Here is an 18,992-nt window from a genome sequence, read left to right as displayed (position 1 = left end):
ACGTAAGCAGGAACAGGACGTGGCGTGGGCGGCAGGCAGTGGCGGTATGGAACAGGATCGGTGCTGGCCGTCCTGATGGTGTGGTTGGCGTTGCCGTGGCCGCTTCAGGCTGCAGAGGCCGTGTCGGGCCATGATTATCTCCTGGTCGGCGGCGCTACCGACGAGCCGACGCCGCACCGCGCATGCACGCCGCAGATGCTGTCCGGCGCCCGCCAGCAGGTGCTGGTACCGGCTCCGCCGCAGGGCTGGTCAGGCCAACCGCAGGCGCTGGACGTGTTCAACGTCTTTGCCGGTGAAGTGCGCGTCCAGCATGGCGACCGCGAGATCTGCGGCAACATGCACGATGCGCGCACCCGCGATTCACGTTTCCGGGCTGGCATCGGCCTGGTGGCCGTGCCGCCGGCCGGCAGCCATGAGCCGTTCCTGGTCTCCTGGCAGACACCGCTGAAGGCACGTTGGGTGCCGACCCTGCGGCTGGGCGCGCCCAGCCCGGTGCAGCAGAACGACACCGCCCGCCTGCTGGTGCGCGCGGCCTGCATCGCGGTGGCGATCGCGCTGGCGCTGTCGGCGTTGATGGCCTTCCTGACCACCCGGGACCGCAGTTTCCTGGTCTACATCGCCGGCACCACCGTGATGGTGCTGTGGCAGGCCATCCTCGGCGGGCTCAGCGGTTATCCGGAACCCTGGCTGCCGGTGGGCGAGCACGGCGCCTGGTGGCTGCTGGCGCTGACCGCTGCGACCCAGGCACTGGTGCTGCCGGCGCTGTGGCGGCTGAACGGAGGCGACCGCGTGCTGCCTCGATCGCGCCCGGCCCAGCTGGCGGTGTTGTGGACCCTGATGGCGCTGGCCGTGCTGGTGCCGTGGCTGCGCTGGGAGCATCTGGCCTGGGTCGCGAAGGGCTTGCAGGTGTCCTATCTGTCTGGATGTGGCCTGGCACTGATGGTCGGCGTCTGGGCACGCTGGCGCGGCGACCGTTGGGCACAGGCGGGTCTGGCCGCGCTGGCACCGATGCTGGTACTGATCATCGCCGATGCCTGTGGTGCGGCGTGGCTGCTGGAATACCGGGTGGAGGCGCTGCAGCTGGCGGTGACCTGGCTGTTGATGATGGCCGCGTATGCGTTGAACCAGCGGCTGGGCCGGCTGCGCCAGCAGCGTGATGAACTTCGCCAGCTGGCCGAGACCGATGGCCTGACCGGGCTTCCCAACCGTCGCGCCGGACTGCAGCAGCTGGCCCGCCATCTGGAACGGGTGGACCGTGAGCGCGGCCCGTTGGTGATCGGCTTCCTCGACATCGACCTGTTCAAGGACATCAACGACCGCCACGGCCACGCAGTGGGCGACCAGGTGCTGGTGGCGGTGGCGCGTGCCCTGCGCGCGGCGGTGCGCAGCCAGGACGAAGTGGTGCGGATGGGCGGCGAAGAGTTCCTGCTGCTGATGCCCGGCATGCCGCGCGAGGCGGCGTCGGCACGGCTGGACCGCCTGCGCCAGCGCATCACCGAGGCTGGCCAGGCCCTGCAGGTGCCGGGGCTGGAGGTGACCGCCAGCATCGGCCTGGCGCAGTGGCGACCGGGCGAAGACGATCTGGCCGGGCTGCTGCGGCGCGCCGACCATGCCATGTACGTGGCAAAGCGGGCGGGCCGCAACCGGGTCTTCGACGGCGAGGAGCTCGATCCGCCCGCCCTGGCATGAAGCGCAGCGGGCGGCGATGCCGGATAATGGGCCGATGACCACCCGACTCAACAAACATATCGCCGACACCGGCTTCTGCTCCCGCCGCGAGGCCGATCGCCTGATCGCCGCGCGCCGCGTTACCGTCAACGGCCATCCGGCCGGTACCGGCGCGGTGGTGGGCGAGGAAGACCAGGTGCTGGTCGACGGCCAGCCGCTGCGCGCCCGCGTGGCACGCAAGCCCGGCGCCCGCCGCCACGTCTACATCGCACTGAACAAGCCGGTAGGCGTCACCTGCACGACCGAAACTTCGGTCAAGGGCAACATCGTCGACTTCGTCGGCCACGAACAGCGCATCTTCCCGATCGGCCGCCTGGACAAGGAATCCGAGGGGTTGATCCTGATGACCAGCAACGGCGACATCGTCAACCAGATCCTGCGCGCCGAAAACGGCCACCAGAAGGAATATCTGGTGGCGGTGAACAAGCCGGTCACCGATGAGTTCCTGCGCGGCATGGCGCGCGGCGTGCGCATCCACGACCAGATGACGCTGCCGTGCAAGACCTCGCGCATCGCCAAGTTCGGCTTCCGTATCACCCTGCAGCAGGGCCTGAACCGGCAGATCCGCCTGATGGCCGCCGAATTCGGCTATCGCGTGACCCAGCTGCGCCGCGTGCGCATCGACAACATCAAGATCGGCGCGCTGAAGCCGGGCCAGTGGCGCAACCTGACCGAGCAGGAACTGCAGGGCCTGCTGCCGAAGCAGCTGGACTGGTAACGCGCGGTAGTGCCGGCCGCTGGCCGGCTGCTCCAGGCATCGAGAGAGCGCGGGATGCCGGCCAGCGGCCGGCACTACCCGTTGTGCGGTTTACGCGCCGGCATCAGCTAGACTTTGCAGTGACCTGCCGGAACGTGACGCTGCATGATCAAGCCCGACAAGCCTGCCAACGAAGCCCTTCGGCTCCAGGCGCTGTACCGCTACCGGATCCTTGATTCGCAGCGCGAGAAGTCATTCGACGACCTGGTGGCGATCGCCAAGGCGGTCTGCGGTACCTCGATGGCGGCGGTGACCCTGATTGACGTCGAACGGCAATGGTTCAAGTCGATCCAGGGCATCGACGCGGCGGAAAACCTGCGCAGCGAATCGATGTGTGGCCACGCCATCCTGCAGCCGCACCAAATCATGGTGGTCGAGGATGCGTTGCAGGACATCCGCTTCCACGACAACCCGGTGGTGACCGGCGACCCGCACATCCGCTTCTACGCCGGTGCGCCGCTGATCAGTTCCGATGGCCTGCCGCTGGGTACGCTGTGCGTGTTCGATGCACAGCCGCAGCACCTGCCCAGCGACAAGGCCGAGGCGCTGGCCGCGCTGTCACGGCAGGTGATGCTGGTGATGGAGCTGCGTCGTTTCGCGCTCGACATCCAGAAGCACATGCTGGAACGCGATGACTACGAGCGCCTGCTGTCGGAGTACCAGGACGTGCTGCTGGCGCAGAATGCCGACCTGGCCGAACAGAGCCGAACCGATGCGCTGACCGGCCTGCCCAACCGCCGCGCGATGGCAGCGGCACTGGAAGAGGCGGTGGCGGAGATCGATGGGCAGCCGGGAGTAGCCTGCGTGGCCCTGCTGGACATCGATCATTTCAAGCACATCAATGACTTCCAGGGCCACGCCACCGGCGACCGGGTACTGGCTGAGCTGGGTGTGCTGCTGCGTTCGCATTTTGCCGGCCGTGGCATGGCCGCGCGCTATGGCGGGGAGGAGTTCGTGGCGGTGATGCCGGGCACTGATCTGCGCACGGCCGAACTGCAATGCGAGTTCCTGCGCCTGGCCGTGGCGGATCTGCCGCTGGGATTCCCGGTCACGATCAGCATTGGTGTGGCCCAGCACCAGCCCGGTGAAAGCGTGGATGAGATGCTGGCGCGCGCCGACAAGGCGCTGTACCGGGCCAAGGGCAACGGTCGCAACCGGGTGGAGCTGGCGGGCTGAAACACGGCGGTTCGCGCGCTGAACGCATGCGACGCGTGGATGATTCGATGCCGCTCCAGTAGATCCACGCCATGCGTGGATGCTCTTCCCGTTTCACTTGGCGTCGCAGCTCCTGCGATCAGAACCGGCCAGCATGACGTCCCTGTTTCCACGGACACCAGCCATGCTGCAGACCCTGGCCATCGCCCACTATCGCTCGCTGCACCGGCTGGTACTGCCGCTGCAGCCGTTGAACGTGGTCACCGGTGACAACGGCAGTGGCAAATCCAGCCTGTACCGCGCGCTGCGCCTGCTGGCGGAAACCGCCCAGGGCGGCGTCGCGGCGGTGCTGGCCCGCGAAGGCGGGCTTGGTTCGGCGCTGTGGGCCGGCCCCGAATCCATCGATCGCCGGGTTGCGGCCGGCGAGATCCCGCTGCAGGGCGGACCCCGGCAGGCGTCAGTGGGGCTGAAGCTGGGATTCACCACCGACGAGTTCGGCTATGCCATCGACCTGGGCTACCCGCCACCCAGCCGTTCCGCGTTTGCGCTGGATCCGCAGATCAAGGCGGAGGCGATCTGGGCCGGGCCGTTCCTGCGCAGCGCCAACCTGCTGGTCGATCGCCGTGGGGCAATGGTGCGGCAACGCCATGCGCACGGCTGGGATCTCGTGGATGACCGGTTGTCGCTGTTCGACAGCCTGTTCACCCAGGTCGGCGATCCGCAGCGCATGCCGGAAACCATCGCCCTGCGTGAGTACATCCGTCGCTGGCGCTTCTACGATCATTTCCGCAGCGACGCCGATGCCCCGGCGCGACAACCGGCGATGGCAACGCGCACGCCGGTGCTGCATCACGACGGACGGGATCTGGCGGCGGCCTGGGTGACCATTCTCGAGATCGGAGATCCGGTTGCGTTGGCACGCAGTGTCGATGATGCCTTCCCCGGCGCCACGGTCGGCTTCGAAGAGCTGGACGGTCGACTGGCCCTGCGATTCCACCAGCCCGGGCTGCTGCGGCCGTTGTCGATGGCCGAATTGTCTGACGGTACCCTGCGATTCCTGCTGCTGGCCGCGGCACTGCACACGCCGCGACCACCGCCGCTGCTGGTGCTGAACGAGCCGGAGACCAGCCTGCATCCGGACCTGCTGCCGGCGCTGGCGCGGCTGATCATCGCCGCCAGTGCGCGCAGCCAGGTGTGGGTGGTGTCACACGCCAGCCGGCTGATCGCGGCGTTGGAGCAGGCGCCGGGCTGCCACTCGCTGCATCTGCACAAGGAACAGGGCCGCACGCTGCTGAGCGGGCAGGGCCTGCTGGATGCGCCGGCCTGGCATTGGCCGCAGCGTTGACACATCGATCCGGATCCGGCAGATCTACGCCATGCGCGGATGCACTCAATCGGCGATGTTGCGTGCTTCGGCCGTGCCAAGGATTTCCGGGTGCTGCACCGGCTTGCGGCGGTTCAGCAGCGGATGCAGGAACACCGCGCCGACAATGATCGCCACGCCCAGGTAGAACCACGGGGTGACCTCGTGCTGCTCGCGCAGCAGCACCACCGCCAGCACCACCGCATAGACCGGCTCCAGGTTGGTCACCAACTGCACCGTATAGGCGCTCAGGTGGCGCAGCGCGACCAGGGCCAGGGCGAACGGCAGCAGCGTGCAGAACCCGGCCAGCACCAGCAGCAGGATGCCGTCGTGCAGATTCGGGACCACCCACAGCGGGCTGGCCAGTGCTGGCAGCAGGTAGGGCATCAGCGGTGCCAGCAGGGTCAGGGTGAGGGTGCCGGCACCCAGCTCCAGGGCGGTGACCGTGAGCGGATCGGCGTGGCTGACCATGCGCTTGTTGAGCGAGCCGAACACCGCCACCAGCAGCGCCGATATCGCGCCGATCAAGACACCCAGGCGCATGCCATCGGGCACGCCACCGACCACCAGCGCAACACCCGGCAGCACCGCCAGGCCGAACGCCAGTTCACGTAGCTGGAACGGCCGCTTGGCGACCCAGGGTTCGATGATCGAGGTGAACACCGGGGCCAGTGCAATGCAGGTGGCGGCCACCGAGGCATTGGCCAGTTTCACCGCGCCGTAGAAGGTCAGCCAGTGCAGGGCGACCAGCGCACCGATGCCGGCGTAACCGGCCACCAGCCGCAGGGGCAGGGTGCGCAGCCCGCGCCAGACCCGCGGCAGCAGGGCCAGCATCGCCGTCACCAGCAGCATGCGCCACCACACCAGCGGCAATGCGGGCAGGGTGATCAGCTTGCCGAGGATGGCGGTGACGCCCCACAGCAGGACACAGAAGTGGATCTGCCACAGCGCTTTGCGGGTGTCGGGTGTGCTCATCCGCCTATTGTGAGGCAAGGCGAACGTCGCAGCGCTACCCGCGTGTGGGATCGCTGCCCTGGTCAACCCGCCGCTGCAGTGCCATCGCCGCCGCCGGGTTGCGTGCCTTGCCCGCGCCGATGCACAGCAGGTAGACCTCGCGCGGGGTTTCCGGCGCTGGCGCGGCCAGGCAGGGCAGGTCATCCACCGGTTCGCCGCGTGACCAGCGGCGTGCGCGTTCGGCCCAGCGCTGTTGCACGGGCGCCGGCAGGCCCTCGTTCAAGCGGGCCTGGCTGCGCTTGATCCGCGCATAGACGAAGCCGGCACTGACATCGCCGTGCAATGGCGCCTCGTCGCTGTCCTCGATCACCAGCGCCACGCCGTGGCGGCGGGCGGCGTCGACCAGTGCCGGGCCATGTGCCTCGGCGTTGCGGACCTCCAGCGCATGCTGCAGCGGCACCCCGTCCAGATGCTTCGGCAGCTGTGCCATCAGCCGTTCCAGTGCTTCGGCGTCGGCCGGATGCCGTGGATCGAACTGCCACAGCAGCGGGCCCAGCCGGTCACCGAGCGCGGTCGCCGCCTGCAGGAAGGGCGCGGCCGCCTCGACCGTGCTGGACAGGTCGCGGCGCTGCACCAGGTAGCGTGGCGCCTTCATCGAAAACCGGAAGCCTTCCGGCGTTTGTGCGGCCCACTGCGCGCACTGCGCGGCGGTGGGCGTGCGGTAGAAGGTGCCGTTGATTTCGATGCAACGCAGGGCACGGCTGGCGTGGGCCAGTTCTTCACGCTGCGGCAGGCCTACGGGGTAGAAAACGCCGCCGCGCCATTCGGGAAACACCCAGCCACCGATGCCGCAGCGGATCGCTCCGGCGGTCACTGGCCGTGGTCCGCGCGCCACGGGTCGTAGCTGCCGAACCACCACAGGTAGCCTTCCGGGTCGGCGCAGGCATAGCCACGGCCGCCGTAGTCCTGGTCGGCGATGTCGATGACGATTCGGGCACCGGCGGCCTTGGCCCGGGCGTAGTGCGCGTCGGCATCGGTGACGATCACGCAGGCACTCTGCGTCTGGCGGCCGCCGACCTCATCAGGCATCGCCGCATGCTCGCTCCACGCGCTCTGGTTGCTGGCCGAGCCCAGCATGATCATGCCGGTGCCGAAGGTCAGCTGCGCATGGAACACCGTATCGCCATCGGCGTAGACGGCCTGGGCATGGAAGCCGAAGGCGCGCTGCAGCCAGTCGATGGCAGCCTGCGCATCGCGGTAGCGCAGGCACGGAATGATGGTGGAGCCGCTGCTCGGTTGGCCGTTCTCGCCCATGACACCCCTCCTATGGCACAGGGCAGGGTGCAACGCAGAACGTTACCATCCCGCGAAACCCCGGTGACGGCCTGCACATGGCCGCCACCCCTGTTCGGAGATCGTGCTGGATGAAACCCTGGATTGGAGGAGCCGTGCTGCTGGCGTGCACGACCATGGCGAGCGCTGCCACCCCGGCGCAGCTGCAGGAGCTGGATGCAACCGTCGAGCGCGTGCGCGCGCAGTTCGACGTGCCCGGTATTGCGGTGGCGGTGGTCAAGGATGGCGAGGTGGTGCTGGAGCGCGGCTGGGGCGTGCGCGAGCAGGGCAAGCCGGAACCGGTGCAGGCCGATACGCTGTTTGCCATTGCGTCCAACACCAAGGCGTTCACCGCCACCTCGCTGAACCTGCTGGCCGAGGACGGCAAGCTGAAGATGGACGACAAGGTGATCGACCACCTGCCGTCGTTCCGCATGTCCGATCCGTTCGTGACCGGCCAGATGACGATCCGCGACCTGCTGTCGCATCGCAGCGGACTGAGCCTGGGCGCCGGTGACCTGTTGTTCTGGCCGACCACCTCCTACAGCAATGCCGAAGTGGTGGAACGGCTGGGCAAGGTGCCGCTGAAGGGTGGATTCCGCGAGGGCTATGCGTACGACAACATCCTGTACGCGGTCGCCCAGCAGGTGATCGAGCATGTTTCCGGCATGAGTTACCAGCAGTTCCTGCAGACCAGCATCTTCGACAAGGTGGGCATGGCCGGCACGCGCTACAACGCCGATCACCTGAAGCCGGGCGACAAGGCCGCGGTCGGCCACGCCAAGTACGATTTCAAGGACCTGCGCACCGTCGCGCCGCTGACCTGGTCGAACAATGCCGGCGCCGGCGGCATCTATTCCAGCGCGCACGACATGGCGCGCTGGATGCAGGTGCAGCTGGCCGAAGGCAAACTGGCCGACGGCACGCCGTTGTTCACCGAGAAGAGCCAGCAGCAGATGTGGCGGATGATCACGCCGCAGTCGATCCCGGCGCCGAGCGTGCCGGAGCTGGCACCGGCGCGGGCCAACTTCGCCGGCTATGGCGAAGGCTGGAGCCTGAGCGACTACCACGGGCGGAAGCTGGTCTGGCACACCGGTGGCTGGCCGGGCATGGTTTCGCGGCTGACCCTGGTACCGGGCGAGAAACTGGGCGTGGTGGTGCTGACCAATCAGGAAGTGGGCGCGGCGTTCAATGCGATCACCCTGAGTGTGCTCGATGCCTACCTGGGCGGTGAAAAGCATGACTGGGTGGACGCCTATGCCAAGGCCGTGGCCAAGGGACAGGACAAGGCCGACGAGGCGTGGGCCAAGCACCAGAGCGCGCGCGACAAGGGCAGCAGGCCGTCGCTGGCGCTGGCCGGCTACACAGGCACGTTCCGCGACCGCTGGTATGGCGACATGCAGGTCAGTGCCGAGGGCAAGGGACTGCGCCTGCGCTTTGCCAAGACCGCGCAGCTGAGCGGACGCCTGGAGCACTGGCAGCACGACACCTTCATCGTGCGCTGGGACGACCGTTCGCTCAACGCCGACGCGTTCGTGAACTTCAGCCTGGACCCGGATGGCAAGGTGCGCGAGGTGCGCATGCAGCCGATTTCCGACCTGACCGATTTCAGTTTCGATTTCCAGGACCTGCTGTTCACCCCAGTGAAATGACGCCGCCGAGCGTGGCCCGGCGCTGACGTTTGACGAATCCGATGGGTAGTGCCGGCCGCTGGCCGGCGACCTCATGATCCCCGGATGCGTCGCAAGGGTGCCGGCCAGCGGCCGGCACGACCGCAGCCGCAGCCGCAGCGATCGTCGGCCGGCGTACACATGCGGCATGGGATACTCCGCCAGCTAAAGATGGCGAGGGAATGCGATGTTCCGTTGGTTTGAATCCCTGATTCCGGTGTTCCCGCCCGTGGACGGGCGGATGCCTCCGCGCAAGGTGCTGCCGTTCTACCTGCACTACCTGCGCCCGGTGTGGCCGGTGCTGCTGGCCACGCTCATCGCCGGCCTGCTGCTGGCGCTGGTGGAAGTGGCGATGTTCGATTACCTGGGCCGCATCGTCGACATGGTCGCCGAGCAGCCCGGTGCCGACTTCTTCAAGCGCCATGCCAACGACCTGGGCTGGATGCTGTTCATCACGGTCATCGCGCGTCCGATCCTGGTCGGCCTGCACAACCTGCTGGTCAACCAGGCCATCGTGCCCGGCCTGAGCAACCGCTCGCGCTGGTTGATGCACAACTATGTGGTGCGGCAGAGCCTGAGCTTCTTCCAGAACGACTTCGCCGGCAGCGTCGCCAACCGGGTGATGCAGACCGGTACCTCGCTGCGCGAGTCGGCGGTGCAGATGGTCGATTCGCTCTGGTACATCGTGGTCTATACCGGCACCGCGCTGTACCTGTTCGCGCAGGCCGACTGGCGGCTGATGGTGCCGCTGATCCTGTGGCTGCTGGCCTATGCGGTGATCATGGTCTACTTCGTGCCGCGCGCGAAGGAACGGGCCTGGATTGCGTCCGAAGCGCGTTCCAAGGCGATGGGCCGCATCGTCGATGGCTACACCAACATTCCCACGCTGAAGCTGTTCGCCCATGGCGGGCGCGAGCAGGCCTACGTGGCCGAGTCGATCCAGGAACTGGCGGTCAAGCACCGCGCGCAGACCCGGGTGACCACCGGCATGGACCTGACCATCGCCATCGTCAACGGTTTCCTGATCGCCGGTACCTGTGGGCTGGCGCTGTGGCTGTGGAATGGCGGCCACATCACCGTCGGTGCGATCACGCTGGCGACCGGCCTGGTGATCCGCATCCACAACATGTCCGGCTGGATCATGTGGACCATCAACGGCATCTTCGAGGACATCGGCACGGTGCAGGATGGCATCACGACCATCGCCCAGCCGCTGACCGTGCAGGACCGCGAGGATGCAGTGCCGTTGCAGGTGACCCGTGGCGGCGTGCATTTCCAGGACATCCACTTCCACTACGGCAAGAAGGGTGGCGTGATCGCAGGCCTGGACCTGGTGGTGAAGCCGGGCGAGAAGATCGGCCTGGTCGGTCCTTCGGGTGCCGGCAAGTCGACCCTGGTCAATGTGCTGCTGCGCCTGTACGACCTGGAAAGCGGCCGCATCCTGATCGACGGCCAGGACATTGCCTACGTCACCCAGGAAAGCCTGCGCCAGCAGATCGGTGTGGTCACCCAGGACACCTCGCTGCTGCACCGCTCGATCCGCGACAACCTGCTGTACGGCCGTCCAGACGCGACCGATGAGCAGTTGCGCGCTGCCGTGGCCAAGGCGCGTGCCGAAGCCTTCATCGACACGCTGGTGGACGGTCAGGGGCGTCGCGGCTACGACGCACATGTCGGCGAGCGCGGCGTGAAGCTGTCCGGTGGCCAGCGCCAGCGCATCGCCATTGCCCGCGTGCTGCTGAAGGACGCACCGATCCTGGTGCTGGACGAAGCAACCTCGGCACTGGACTCGGAAGTGGAAGCGGCGATCCAGGACAGCCTGGATGAGCTGATGGGCGGCAAGACGGTGATCGCGATCGCGCACCGGCTGTCGACCATCGCGCGCATGGACCGGCTGGTGGTGATGGACCAGGGACGCATCGTGGAGACCGGCACCCATGCCGAGCTGATTGCGGCCGGTGGCCTGTACGCACGGTTGTGGGCGCGGCAGACCGGTGGATTTGTTGCTGCCGATCAATGATCGCTTCGGGGTCGGATCCCTTTCCGCAGGAAAGGGCTCTGACCCCAGCGTGTTTCCGGAGACCTGCATGATCCGCCCCCTGCGCTCCCTGTTGCTGGCACTCAGCCTGGTTGCCACGGTTGCCACGGCTGCGCCGGCACCCATGGACGGCGACCAGCTCGAGCAGGTCGTCCTGCTCAGCCGTCACAACCTGCGCGCGCCGGTGGTGGCCTCCGGCGCGCTGGCCAATGCGACGCCTGAGACTTGGCCGCGCTGGGAGGTGGCACCGGGCGAGCTGACTACCAAGGGAGGCGTGCTGGAGGTCTACATGGGCCGCTACATCGCCCAGTGGCTGCGCCAGGCGCAGTTGTTGCCGCTGTCGGGTTGCCCGCACGAGGATGACTTCCACGCGTACGCCAACAGCCTGCAGCGCACCCAGGCCACCGCGCAGTTCTTCGTTGCCGGTGCTTTCCCGGGCTGCCATGTTTCGGTCGAACAGCGCATGCCGCTGGGCTCGATGGATCCGTTGTTCGATCCGGTGATCCACAACGGTGACACGACCTTCCGCACGCGCGCGCTGGAATCAATGCAGCGAGCGCTGGCCGCAGCGAACCTGGCACCGGCTCTGTCCGTGGTGGAAGAGATCACCCGCTATCCGCAGTCGGCGGCATGCAAGGGGCACAGCGACTGCCATCTGGCACTGGCCGATACCACCTTCAGTACGGAACCGGGCAAGGAGCCCCGCGCGTCCGGATCACTGGCGCTGGCCAGCGGGCTGGTCGATGCCTTGTTGATGGAGCACTACCAGGGCAGTGGCATCCCCCGCGAAGGCTGGGGCCGGTTGACCACCGAGGCGCAGTGGCAGGCGTTGGCGCAGATCCGCAACCGCTACCAGGACATCCTGTTCGGAACGCCCGAGGTGGCGCGGGATGTGGCCGCTCCGCTGCTGACAAGAGTGAATGCGTTGTTCGACGACCCGGCGTCGCCGAAGGTGACCCTGCTGGTCGGTCACGATTCCAACATCGGCTCGGTGCTGGCGGCGTTGGGAATCAGCGACTACAGCCTGCCGGGGCAGTACGAGAAGACACCGATCGGTGGCCTGCTGCAGTTCGAACGCTGGCGTGATCGCCACAGCGGGGTGGAACGGATCCGCCTGGCCTACGTCTACCCGACCACCGCGCAGCTGCGCGATGCGCTGCCGCTGGCCAACGCGCAGCCGCCGGGCCGCGTCGTGCTGCGTGTGCCGGGGTGCGCGGCTCAGGGGTGCACCGTCGCCGAGTTCCAGCGCCTGCTGCATCCGAAAGCCCGCTGAGGCGCGCTGCTAACGCAGCGGCGTGCGCACGATGCCATGCGTGGCCATCAGCGTAAGGTCGCCGCCCAGCCGTGGCGAGTGGAACGGTCCGCGCGCATGCGCGGCGTCGAACACGCCGCCGTCAGGTGAGCGCAGGCGGTAGAACTCGACCCAGCCGCTGGCCTGCAGGGGCAACTGGGCAACGCCGGTGTGCTGGTTGAACCATGCAGGGTCCCTGCTGCCTTCGATGACCCGCCGCGCCAGGCGGTCGATCGCGTGGTTCCTGCTGGCATACCAGTCCTGGCCGCGCAGACGCGCCAGCTCGGCCATCATCACCAGTGGCGCCAATGCGTAGTCGTGGTAGTGCAGGGCCCGTTGTCCGCGGGCCATCTCCAGCGGCAGGCTGCCATCGTCCTGGATGTCATCGATGCCCTTCTGGAACGCGGCGTGGCCGGCCTGCCACAGGGCATCGTCGTCGGTGGTCAGGCCGGTGGCCAGCACGCCCAGCCCGCCCCAGTAGTAGTGGTTGTTGCGGCGCCGTTTCGGATTGTCCCAGTACGCCAGATTGGCCCGTGCCAGCTTCTGCAGCCACGGATCGATACGCGCACGCTGCTGCGGGTTGGCCTGGTCATGCACTTTCAGGTAGGCCATGGCTACCGCATCGAGCATCCACTGCCGCATGTAGAACGACTGATCGTTATTGACCCGGATCATCTGCCCGAGCATGGCGCCGTCGTCGGCCCACGCACCCAACCAGCTCAGCGTGCACTGTGCCGCTGCCGGGTCACCGTTGCGCAGGTAGTCATCGCTCATGCGCGCCACGTCGGCGGCATAGCGGTCCAGCGGTGCAGTGGCGTCCTTGTTCTGCTGCTGCAGTGCCGGGTCGATCACCGAGCCGACCTTGTCGGTGTAGTAGCCAATCGCGCGGATGTCCGGCTGGCCGGGCGGCGGCGCGGGGCAGGCGGCGAAGGCACTCGCACTGGCCAGCAGCGTGGGCAGCAGGGCGAGGCGCAAGGGGAGAGACATTGGAAACCGGCGGAAGGGGGAATCCGGCGAACGATGCGCCTGGCCATGTTGCCGGCATGTGATGCGGAGATGGCTTGGCGATCCCCCACATACAGATCGGCCCGGGTTTCCCCGGGCCGCTCCGCTTCAACTTACACCACCCCGATCACTCGATCGGCTGGTCCAGCATCAGCTGGCGTGCGAAACGCACCGGGGGTGCGCCGTAGGACAGCATCTGGTCGTGGTACGCCTTCAGGTTGAACTTGTCGCCCAGCTTCTCCTGCACCGCCTTGCGGGTGTCGAAGTGTTCCTGCGCACCGACGAAGTAGGTCGGTAGCTGTGCCGAGGTCAGCTGTGCACGCACCCACTTGCCCGCCGCTTCGCTTTCCTGCTGGAACGCGTCGTGGGTCATCAGGTGCATTGCCTTCTCGCGATCCCAGTTGTCCACGTGCACGCCCTGGTCGAGGATCGCGTTGGAGATCGTGCGCAGGTAGAACTTCAGCTGCACCAGGTGGAACAGCGGGTCGTTGTTGAGGTAACCCTGCTCCTGCATCATGCGCTCGGTGTAGACCGCCCAGCCTTCGGCGAACAGGCCTGAACGCAGCACCGCACGCAGGGTGGAGGGGAACTTGGCCGAATGCCAGCCTTCCAGGTAGTGGCCCGGGGTGCCTTCGTGGATGCTCAGCAGGTGGATCATGCGCGAGTTGTACTCACGCAGGAACGAGTCGACCTGCTTGTCGTTCCAGTCGTCCGGAATCGGCGACACGGCGTAGAAGGTCTTCAGGTTCTTGTCCAGCGGACCCGGTGAATCACAGTAGGCCACGGCCACGCCACGCTGGAATTCCGGCATCAGGATGATGTCCACCGGCGCGTCGGGCAGCGTCATCAGATCGTGCTCGCGCACGAACGCGGTGGACTGCTCCAGTGCGGCCTTGGCATCGTCGACGACCTTGTCGCGTGCCGGCTTGTCGGCGTAGGCCAGCTCCAGCGCAGCTTCAATGGCCTTCTGCTGCTGCTCGTCGGTCGGCTGGGCCGGCATCTCCGGCGCACCCGGCTTGTCCTTCAGCACGGTCTGCGCGATGCCGTACATGTCTTCGCGCACGCGCTTGAGTTCGGCGCGTGCACGCTCACCGATCTCCTGGCGCGACAGCGAGGAGCTCAGCGCGAACTTCAGCTTCTGGTCGTACTTTTCCGCACCGATGCGGAAGTCGCCCTTGGCATTCGGCACCAGGGTCTTGTCCAGCCAGGTCTGCTGCTCGTCCACCGCCTTCTTCAGGCCGTCGATGGCGGCCTGCAGGCGCTGCTGGTCGGCCTGCGGCAGTTCACCGATGTGCGGGGTGATGAAGGTATCGACGATGCTGAGGATGCCCTTGTTCTGCTTGGCCACCGTCTCGGCATGGATCTTCGGCACGCGCGCCGGATCCAGGTTCTCGCGGGCCTGGGCGAAGATCGCCGGCAGCTTTTCCATGCGCGCGGTGGCCGACTTCAGGCGCTCCGGCAGCGGCGCGAACTCGCGCGCCATCAGGCCGTAGATCGCGCTGCCGGCGATGCCGTTGTACAGCTGCGGGTCCCACTTGCCGGACTGCAGCACTTCGGCGTTCCAGATTTCCGACTGCAGCTGGTTGCGCAGGATCGCTGCGTCCACCTGGTTCTCGCGGCCCAGCTTGGCCACCTCGATCTTGTCCAGCTCGCCCAGCAGCGCCTTGTAGGCTGCCAGGGTCTTCTGCTGGCCGGCGGCACTGAGGTCGTCCAGCTCGCTGTCGTAGCGGTGGTCACCGATCTGGGTAGCGCTGACCGGCGACAGCTGCATCCAGGTGTCCAGGGCGCGCTTGGACAGGTCGGCGAAGGCGGCATCGACCGCCGCGTCACCGGCCTGCTGGCTGGTGGCCGGGGTGGAAGCGTTGGTCGGGGCGTCGGCCGGCTGGCAACCGGCCAGCGCGGCGACCAGGGCGAGGGCAAGAAGATGCGGGCGCATCGGCGTTCCTGTACGGGGTCGAACCCTGAGCATAGGGCCGCGTGGCTGCTTTGTCCCCGTGCCATAGGATTACCATGGGCGCAGACAAGGACCCTCCAAAGGAGCGCAGAACATGGAATACCAGGGAAGCTGCCATTGCGGCAGGATCGCATTCACCGTACAGGCCGGGGCGCCGATCAGCGACGTCATCGACTGCAACTGCTCGATGTGCCGCCGCCGTGGCAGCCTGCTGTGGTTCGCCCCGCGCGAAGCGTTCCAGCTGAGCACCGATCCGGCGGACGTGGCCACCTACCACTTCAACAAGGCCCACATCGACCATCACCATTGCCGCGAATGCGGCATTGCCCCCTACAGCGAGGCGGTGGATCCGCGCAGCGGTATGCCGATGGTGGCGGTGAACGTGCGCTGCGTGCCTGCAGTGGATCTGGCCACGCTGGCGGTGACCTCCTACGACGGGGCCGCACTGTGAGGCCGGTGCGCGCGTGGACGTGCATGGCAGCAATGCCGGTGCTGCTGCTGGCGCTGGGCGCCTGCGCCAAGCAGGGCGACATGGCGGCGGATGCGGGCGCCACGGCGGCCGAGGCTGCCATCGCTTCACCGGAAGGCGCATTCCTCGCCTACGAACACGACGTGCAGGTGCAACTGGAAGCGGCGCAGATCGCACCGCGCATCCAGCATGTGGCACAGGCCTGCCAGAGCGCGAAGTTCGGTGACTGCGCGGTGCTGCAGGTAGACCAGCGCAGCGGCGAGCAGCCCAGCGGCGAGGTCAAGGTGCGGATTGCACCGAAGGGCACCGAGCCGTTGATCGCGTTGGCCGGTGAGGGCGGCACGCTGCAGTCGCGCAACACGCGTGCCGAGGACCTCGCGCAGGCCGTGGCCGACACCGCGCTGACCAAGGCGCGGCTGGAGAAGGAACACGCGCGGCTGCTGGCCTACCAGGACCGCAAGGACCTGAAGATCGAGGACCTGATGGCGATCACCACGCGGCTGTCCGAGATCGAGGCGGGTGTCGAGCAGGCCAGCAAGGATGCCGCGCAGCAGCGCCGGCGCATCGATACCCAGCTGGTGACGATCCATTTCGATACCACGTCCGGCCAGCGCAGCCGCAGCGAGATCGGCGAGGCGCTGAGCGAGTCGGGCAGCATCCTCAGCACCAGCGTTGCGTTCCTGATCCGCGCCGTCGCCGCGCTGCTGCCGGTGGCGGTGCTGGCCTTGATCGCGGCCTGGGGTGTGCGTGCATGGTGGCGCCGCCGCCGTCGCAAGCTGCCGCCCAGCCTCTGAGGTGGAGGCTGATGCCGGCAGCCCGCCGGCATCAGCCCTCGTCGGTCTCGTACTCGACGAACACATCCAGCTCCAGCGCCAGTTCCTGCACTGCGTCGCGCACCTTCTGCGCGGTGCTTTCATTGCCGACTTCCACTTCCAGCTCATGGATGCCCGGGCCGATGTCGTCGGACAGCCCGGCCGAGCTGGAATCGTCGTCGTCCATGTGCGGCATCAGATCGTCGGTTTCCTCGACATGCTCGATGCCCTCCAGGCCGAGCAGCAGGTCGCTGATGGCACGGGCGTCGTCTTCAGTTCCGGTGATGCGCAGTCGCAGCATGGCCATGGCGTAGGTACGTTGTGGAGTTGCCTGCAGCCTAGCCAGCGCCGGGCAAAGAACGGGTGAGGGTGCAGTCAGGCGCGTGTGGCCGGGCGCCCGAGCAGGCTGTCCGGCAATGCGGGAATCGGTGTGCGTTCGTCCTGCGCCTGCTCCAGCAGCCAGTCGATGAACAGGCGTGCGGCCGGGCTGGGCGGTTGTCCTTCGGCATGCACTACGTGATACGCATAGCGCGCCTTCAGCGCCGGGCCGGGCAGGCGCACCACCTCGTAGCGCTGCAGATAGGGCTGGGCGATGTGGGTTCGCGCCAGCACCGCGCCCATGCCATACACCGCTGCACGCATCGCATCGGTGCTGTCGGCGAAGGTGTGCATGGGTGGCAGCGGCGACGGCGTGCGCACGCCGGCGTGGCGGAACCAGTCGCGCCAGCCCTGCGGCGACAGGTCGGTGAGCAGCGGCAGGTCGGCGATGCGCGCCGGATCGACCAGCGTTTCGACGCCGGCCAGTGCCGGTGAGGCGACCGGGAACAGGTAGTCATCCATCAGGTGCTGCGCACGCAGGCCGGGCCATTGGCCCAGGCCGTAGCGGATGCCCACTTCCGGGCCGTTGTCGTCATAGCGATCCAGCCCGCTGCCGGTATGCAGTTCGATGCGGATGTGCGGGTAGGCCTGGGTGAAGCGCGGCAGCCGTGGCAGCAGCCAGCAGTAGGACAGCGAGCGCAGCGTGGTGATCCGCAGCGGCACGCTGTCGGCATCCGGCTGCAGGTGATGGGCGACGGCCGCGACATCGGTGAAGGCGGCGCTGGCGGCGTCGGCCAGTTGCCTGCCCTCGGCAGTCAGGCGCACTCCGCGGGCGTGGCGTAGGAACAGCCGTACTTCCAGCACTTCTTCCAGGCGGCGGACGTGGTGGCTGACCGCGCTGGCGGTCAGGTGCAGCTCCTGGGCGGCCTGGGCGAAGTTCTGGTGGCGCGCGGCGACCGCGAACACGGCCAGTGCGGGTAGCAGGGAAGGGCGTAGCAGCATGTCGAGCCTCAAACCATATTTGTGGCTGGCAGCGATACTACGCGCTTGTGCGGCGGGCGTCTGCGCCTGATCCTGTCCGCCTTGGCGAGGAATTGACGATGTACGGAGGCAAGGCATGAATGCGGTCCCACAGGCGGCCGAGCGCGATTGGCGCACGCCGCTGGAATTGACCCTGCTGGGCGCCATCTGGGGCTGCTCGTTCCTGTTCATGCGGGTGGCGGTGCCGTCGTTCGGCCCGTTCGCGCTGGTCGAAGTGCGGCTGGTGCTGGGTGCGCTGGTGCTGCTGCCGTTCCTGTGGCGCGCCCGCGCGCAGTTCCCGCCGCGGCGCTGGCTGTGGCTGGCACCGATCGGCCTGATCAACTCGGCGTTGCCGTTCGTGCTGTTCGCCTATGCAGCGGAACAGGCGCCGGCGGCGATCGGCGCGATCTGCAATGCGATGACCGTGCTGTTCGCCGCGCTGATCGCCTTCCTGTTCTTCGGCGAGAAGATCGGCTTGCGCCGCGCCGGTGCCTTGCTGGTTGGCTTCGCTGGCGTAGTGGTGCTGGCCACCGCCAAGGTTTCCGGCCTGAGTATCGGCACCGCGGTGCTGGCCGGTGCGGCGGCTTCGCTGCTGTACGGCCTGGGCGTGAACCTGGTGAAGCGGCACATGACCGGCCTGCCGTCGGCGGCCGCGGCGGCGGCAACGCTGTCGTGTGCCTCGCTGTGGATGCTGCCGATGGCGGTGAGCCACTGGCCGCAGGCGGCGATTCCGCTGAAGGCCTGGGGCGCGGCCGTCGCACTGGGCGTGGCCTGCACCGGGCTGGCGTTCCTGATGTTCTACCGCCTGATCGGCCGTATCGGCCCGTCACGGGCGTCGACGGTGACCTACCTGATTCCGCTGTTCGGCGCGGCGTTTGCGTGGTTGTTCCTGGGTGAGGCGGTGACCGTGCAGATGCTGATTGCGGGTGTGTTGATTCTGGGTAGCGTGGCGGTGAGTCAGAAGGGCTGAGGAATTGGCGTTTTGCGCGTTGCGCGTGCTGAAGGTGCTTCACTGTTCATGGGCGTTACTTTTCTTTGTACGCAAAGAAAAGTAACCAAAAGAAACGTTCCGCCGGCCGCGAGCCGGTGCTGCGCACCGGTGCCCTGCGCTCCTCGGCCCGTCGAG

The 18,992-nt window shown here is 67.4% G+C and carries 17 protein-coding genes; 10 read left to right on the top strand and 7 right to left on the bottom strand.

Annotated elements, in window-relative coordinates:
* The first annotated feature begins 24 nt into the window (after nucleotides 1–24).
* The 4 genes from AC5P5S_RS09715 to AC5P5S_RS09700 all read left to right on the top strand — a co-directional run bounded on the left by AC5P5S_RS09715 (nucleotide 25) and on the right by AC5P5S_RS09700 (nucleotide 4,985).
* On the top strand, nucleotides 25–1,689 hold the full coding sequence (locus tag AC5P5S_RS09715; protein ID WP_012479590.1) for a sensor domain-containing diguanylate cyclase: 1,665 nt from the start codon (nucleotides 25–27) through the stop codon (nucleotides 1,687–1,689).
* A 34-nt stretch (nucleotides 1,690–1,723) separates the two neighbouring features.
* Nucleotides 1,724–2,446: a pseudouridine synthase gene (locus tag AC5P5S_RS09710; protein ID WP_005408708.1), complete on the top strand. Its 723-nt coding sequence runs from the start codon at nucleotides 1,724–1,726 to the stop codon at nucleotides 2,444–2,446.
* A gap of 144 nt (nucleotides 2,447–2,590) precedes the next feature.
* Nucleotides 2,591–3,661 (top strand): sensor domain-containing diguanylate cyclase, encoded by a 1,071-nt coding sequence (locus AC5P5S_RS09705; RefSeq protein WP_012479591.1) that lies wholly within the window; start codon nucleotides 2,591–2,593, stop codon nucleotides 3,659–3,661.
* 163 nt (nucleotides 3,662–3,824) lie between these two features.
* The gene (locus tag AC5P5S_RS09700; protein WP_495276311.1) at nucleotides 3,825–4,985 is read left to right on the top strand and encodes an AAA family ATPase; all 1,161 of its coding nucleotides are present in this window, start codon (nucleotides 3,825–3,827) and stop codon (nucleotides 4,983–4,985) included.
* Nucleotides 4,986–5,030: 45 nt separating this feature from the next.
* Here AC5P5S_RS09700 and AC5P5S_RS09695 read toward each other — a convergent pair whose 3' ends face one another.
* From AC5P5S_RS09695 to AC5P5S_RS09685, 3 genes are read right to left on the bottom strand one after another with little or no spacing between them, the layout of a single operon-like run.
* Complete coding sequence (locus AC5P5S_RS09695) at nucleotides 5,031–5,978, bottom strand: DMT family transporter (protein ID WP_012479593.1); 948 nt, start codon at nucleotides 5,976–5,978, stop codon at nucleotides 5,031–5,033.
* Nucleotides 5,979–6,012: 34 nt separating this feature from the next.
* Nucleotides 6,013–6,831, bottom strand: a complete 819-nt coding sequence (locus tag AC5P5S_RS09690; protein ID WP_062607480.1) for a DUF72 domain-containing protein — start codon at nucleotides 6,829–6,831, stop codon at nucleotides 6,013–6,015.
* Entirely contained in the window at nucleotides 6,828–7,271 is a 444-nt protein-coding gene (locus tag AC5P5S_RS09685; protein WP_005408713.1) for a VOC family protein, read from the bottom strand. The genes AC5P5S_RS09690 and AC5P5S_RS09685 overlap by 4 nt, the downstream gene beginning before the upstream one ends.
* A 110-nt stretch (nucleotides 7,272–7,381) precedes the next feature.
* Here AC5P5S_RS09685 and AC5P5S_RS09680 point away from each other — a divergent pair, with 110 nt between their 5' ends.
* The 3 genes from AC5P5S_RS09680 (at nucleotide 7,382) to agp (ending at nucleotide 12,270) form a co-directional block, all read left to right on the top strand.
* Complete coding sequence (locus AC5P5S_RS09680; RefSeq protein WP_231336786.1) at nucleotides 7,382–8,941, top strand: serine hydrolase; 1,560 nt, start codon at nucleotides 7,382–7,384, stop codon at nucleotides 8,939–8,941.
* 205 nt (nucleotides 8,942–9,146) lie between these two features.
* The gene (smrA, locus tag AC5P5S_RS09675; RefSeq protein ID WP_012479597.1) at nucleotides 9,147–10,979 is read left to right on the top strand and encodes a multidrug efflux ABC transporter SmrA; all 1,833 of its coding nucleotides are present in this window, start codon (nucleotides 9,147–9,149) and stop codon (nucleotides 10,977–10,979) included.
* Between the two features lie 67 nt (nucleotides 10,980–11,046).
* Complete coding sequence (gene agp, locus AC5P5S_RS09670; RefSeq protein ID WP_043034841.1) at nucleotides 11,047–12,270, top strand: bifunctional glucose-1-phosphatase/inositol phosphatase; 1,224 nt, start codon at nucleotides 11,047–11,049, stop codon at nucleotides 12,268–12,270.
* A 9-nt stretch (nucleotides 12,271–12,279) separates the two neighbouring features.
* Here agp and AC5P5S_RS09665 read toward each other — a convergent pair whose 3' ends face one another.
* Together AC5P5S_RS09665 and AC5P5S_RS09660 are read right to left on the bottom strand one after the other, a co-directional pair.
* Complete coding sequence (locus AC5P5S_RS09665; protein WP_005408717.1) at nucleotides 12,280–13,275, bottom strand: polysaccharide lyase; 996 nt, start codon at nucleotides 13,273–13,275, stop codon at nucleotides 12,280–12,282.
* 145 nt (nucleotides 13,276–13,420) lie between these two features.
* The gene (locus AC5P5S_RS09660) at nucleotides 13,421–15,229 is read right to left on the bottom strand and encodes a DUF885 domain-containing protein (protein WP_049397495.1); all 1,809 of its coding nucleotides are present in this window, start codon (nucleotides 15,227–15,229) and stop codon (nucleotides 13,421–13,423) included.
* A 112-nt stretch (nucleotides 15,230–15,341) separates the two neighbouring features.
* Between AC5P5S_RS09660 and AC5P5S_RS09655 the strand changes: the two genes are divergently transcribed.
* Both AC5P5S_RS09655 and AC5P5S_RS09650 read left to right on the top strand, forming a co-directional pair.
* Nucleotides 15,342–15,698, top strand: coding sequence for a GFA family protein (locus AC5P5S_RS09655; protein ID WP_012479600.1), 357 nt, complete (start codon nucleotides 15,342–15,344; stop codon nucleotides 15,696–15,698).
* 23 nt (nucleotides 15,699–15,721) lie between these two features.
* Nucleotides 15,722–16,510 carry a DUF4349 domain-containing protein gene (locus tag AC5P5S_RS09650; protein WP_060380984.1) on the top strand — a complete coding sequence of 263 codons (789 nt, stop codon included), beginning with the start codon at nucleotides 15,722–15,724 and terminating at the stop codon, nucleotides 16,508–16,510.
* Nucleotides 16,511–16,541: 31 nt separating this feature from the next.
* On the opposite strand, the gene AC5P5S_RS09645 is transcribed toward AC5P5S_RS09650, so the two are convergent.
* Together AC5P5S_RS09645 and AC5P5S_RS09640 are read right to left on the bottom strand one after the other, a co-directional pair.
* A complete protein-coding gene (locus AC5P5S_RS09645; protein WP_005408721.1) occupies nucleotides 16,542–16,835 on the bottom strand; it encodes a hypothetical protein in 294 nt (97 codons plus the stop codon).
* A gap of 68 nt (nucleotides 16,836–16,903) precedes the next feature.
* Nucleotides 16,904–17,848: a LysR substrate-binding domain-containing protein gene (locus tag AC5P5S_RS09640; RefSeq protein WP_005408722.1), complete on the bottom strand. Its 945-nt coding sequence runs from the start codon at nucleotides 17,846–17,848 to the stop codon at nucleotides 16,904–16,906.
* 115 nt (nucleotides 17,849–17,963) lie between these two features.
* Here AC5P5S_RS09640 and AC5P5S_RS09635 point away from each other — a divergent pair, with 115 nt between their 5' ends.
* The gene (locus AC5P5S_RS09635; RefSeq protein ID WP_043034843.1) at nucleotides 17,964–18,836 is read left to right on the top strand and encodes a DMT family transporter; all 873 of its coding nucleotides are present in this window, start codon (nucleotides 17,964–17,966) and stop codon (nucleotides 18,834–18,836) included.
* Nucleotides 18,837–18,992: the final 156 nt, after the last annotated feature.

Source organism: Stenotrophomonas sp. YJH_SMC_54 (assembly GCF_059368435.1).
The sequence above is the reverse complement of the archived record's forward strand: the minus strand, read 5'-3'. Positions and strand labels throughout refer to the sequence as shown.

Coding starts and splice junctions, on each gene's coding strand:
- AC5P5S_RS09710 (WP_005408708.1), top strand. CDS start 1,724: ATGACCACCCGACTCAACAAACATATCGCCGACACCGGCTTCTGCTCC.
- AC5P5S_RS09705 (WP_012479591.1), top strand. CDS start 2,591: ATGATCAAGCCCGACAAGCCTGCCAACGAAGCCCTTCGGCTCCAGGCG.
- AC5P5S_RS09700 (WP_495276311.1), top strand. CDS start 3,825: ATGCTGCAGACCCTGGCCATCGCCCACTATCGCTCGCTGCACCGGCTG.
- AC5P5S_RS09695 (WP_012479593.1), bottom strand. CDS start 5,978: ATGAGCACACCCGACACCCGCAAAGCGCTGTGGCAGATCCACTTCTGT.
- AC5P5S_RS09685 (WP_005408713.1), bottom strand. CDS start 7,271: ATGGGCGAGAACGGCCAACCGAGCAGCGGCTCCACCATCATTCCGTGC.
- AC5P5S_RS09680 (WP_231336786.1), top strand. CDS start 7,382: ATGAAACCCTGGATTGGAGGAGCCGTGCTGCTGGCGTGCACGACCATG.
- smrA (WP_012479597.1), top strand. CDS start 9,147: ATGTTCCGTTGGTTTGAATCCCTGATTCCGGTGTTCCCGCCCGTGGAC.
- agp (WP_043034841.1), top strand. CDS start 11,047: ATGATCCGCCCCCTGCGCTCCCTGTTGCTGGCACTCAGCCTGGTTGCC.
- AC5P5S_RS09665 (WP_005408717.1), bottom strand. CDS start 13,275: ATGTCTCTCCCCTTGCGCCTCGCCCTGCTGCCCACGCTGCTGGCCAGT.
- AC5P5S_RS09660 (WP_049397495.1), bottom strand. CDS start 15,229: ATGCGCCCGCATCTTCTTGCCCTCGCCCTGGTCGCCGCGCTGGCCGGT.
- AC5P5S_RS09655 (WP_012479600.1), top strand. CDS start 15,342: ATGGAATACCAGGGAAGCTGCCATTGCGGCAGGATCGCATTCACCGTA.
- AC5P5S_RS09650 (WP_060380984.1), top strand. CDS start 15,722: ATGGCAGCAATGCCGGTGCTGCTGCTGGCGCTGGGCGCCTGCGCCAAG.
- AC5P5S_RS09645 (WP_005408721.1), bottom strand. CDS start 16,835: ATGGCCATGCTGCGACTGCGCATCACCGGAACTGAAGACGACGCCCGT.
- AC5P5S_RS09640 (WP_005408722.1), bottom strand. CDS start 17,848: ATGCTGCTACGCCCTTCCCTGCTACCCGCACTGGCCGTGTTCGCGGTC.
- AC5P5S_RS09635 (WP_043034843.1), top strand. CDS start 17,964: ATGAATGCGGTCCCACAGGCGGCCGAGCGCGATTGGCGCACGCCGCTG.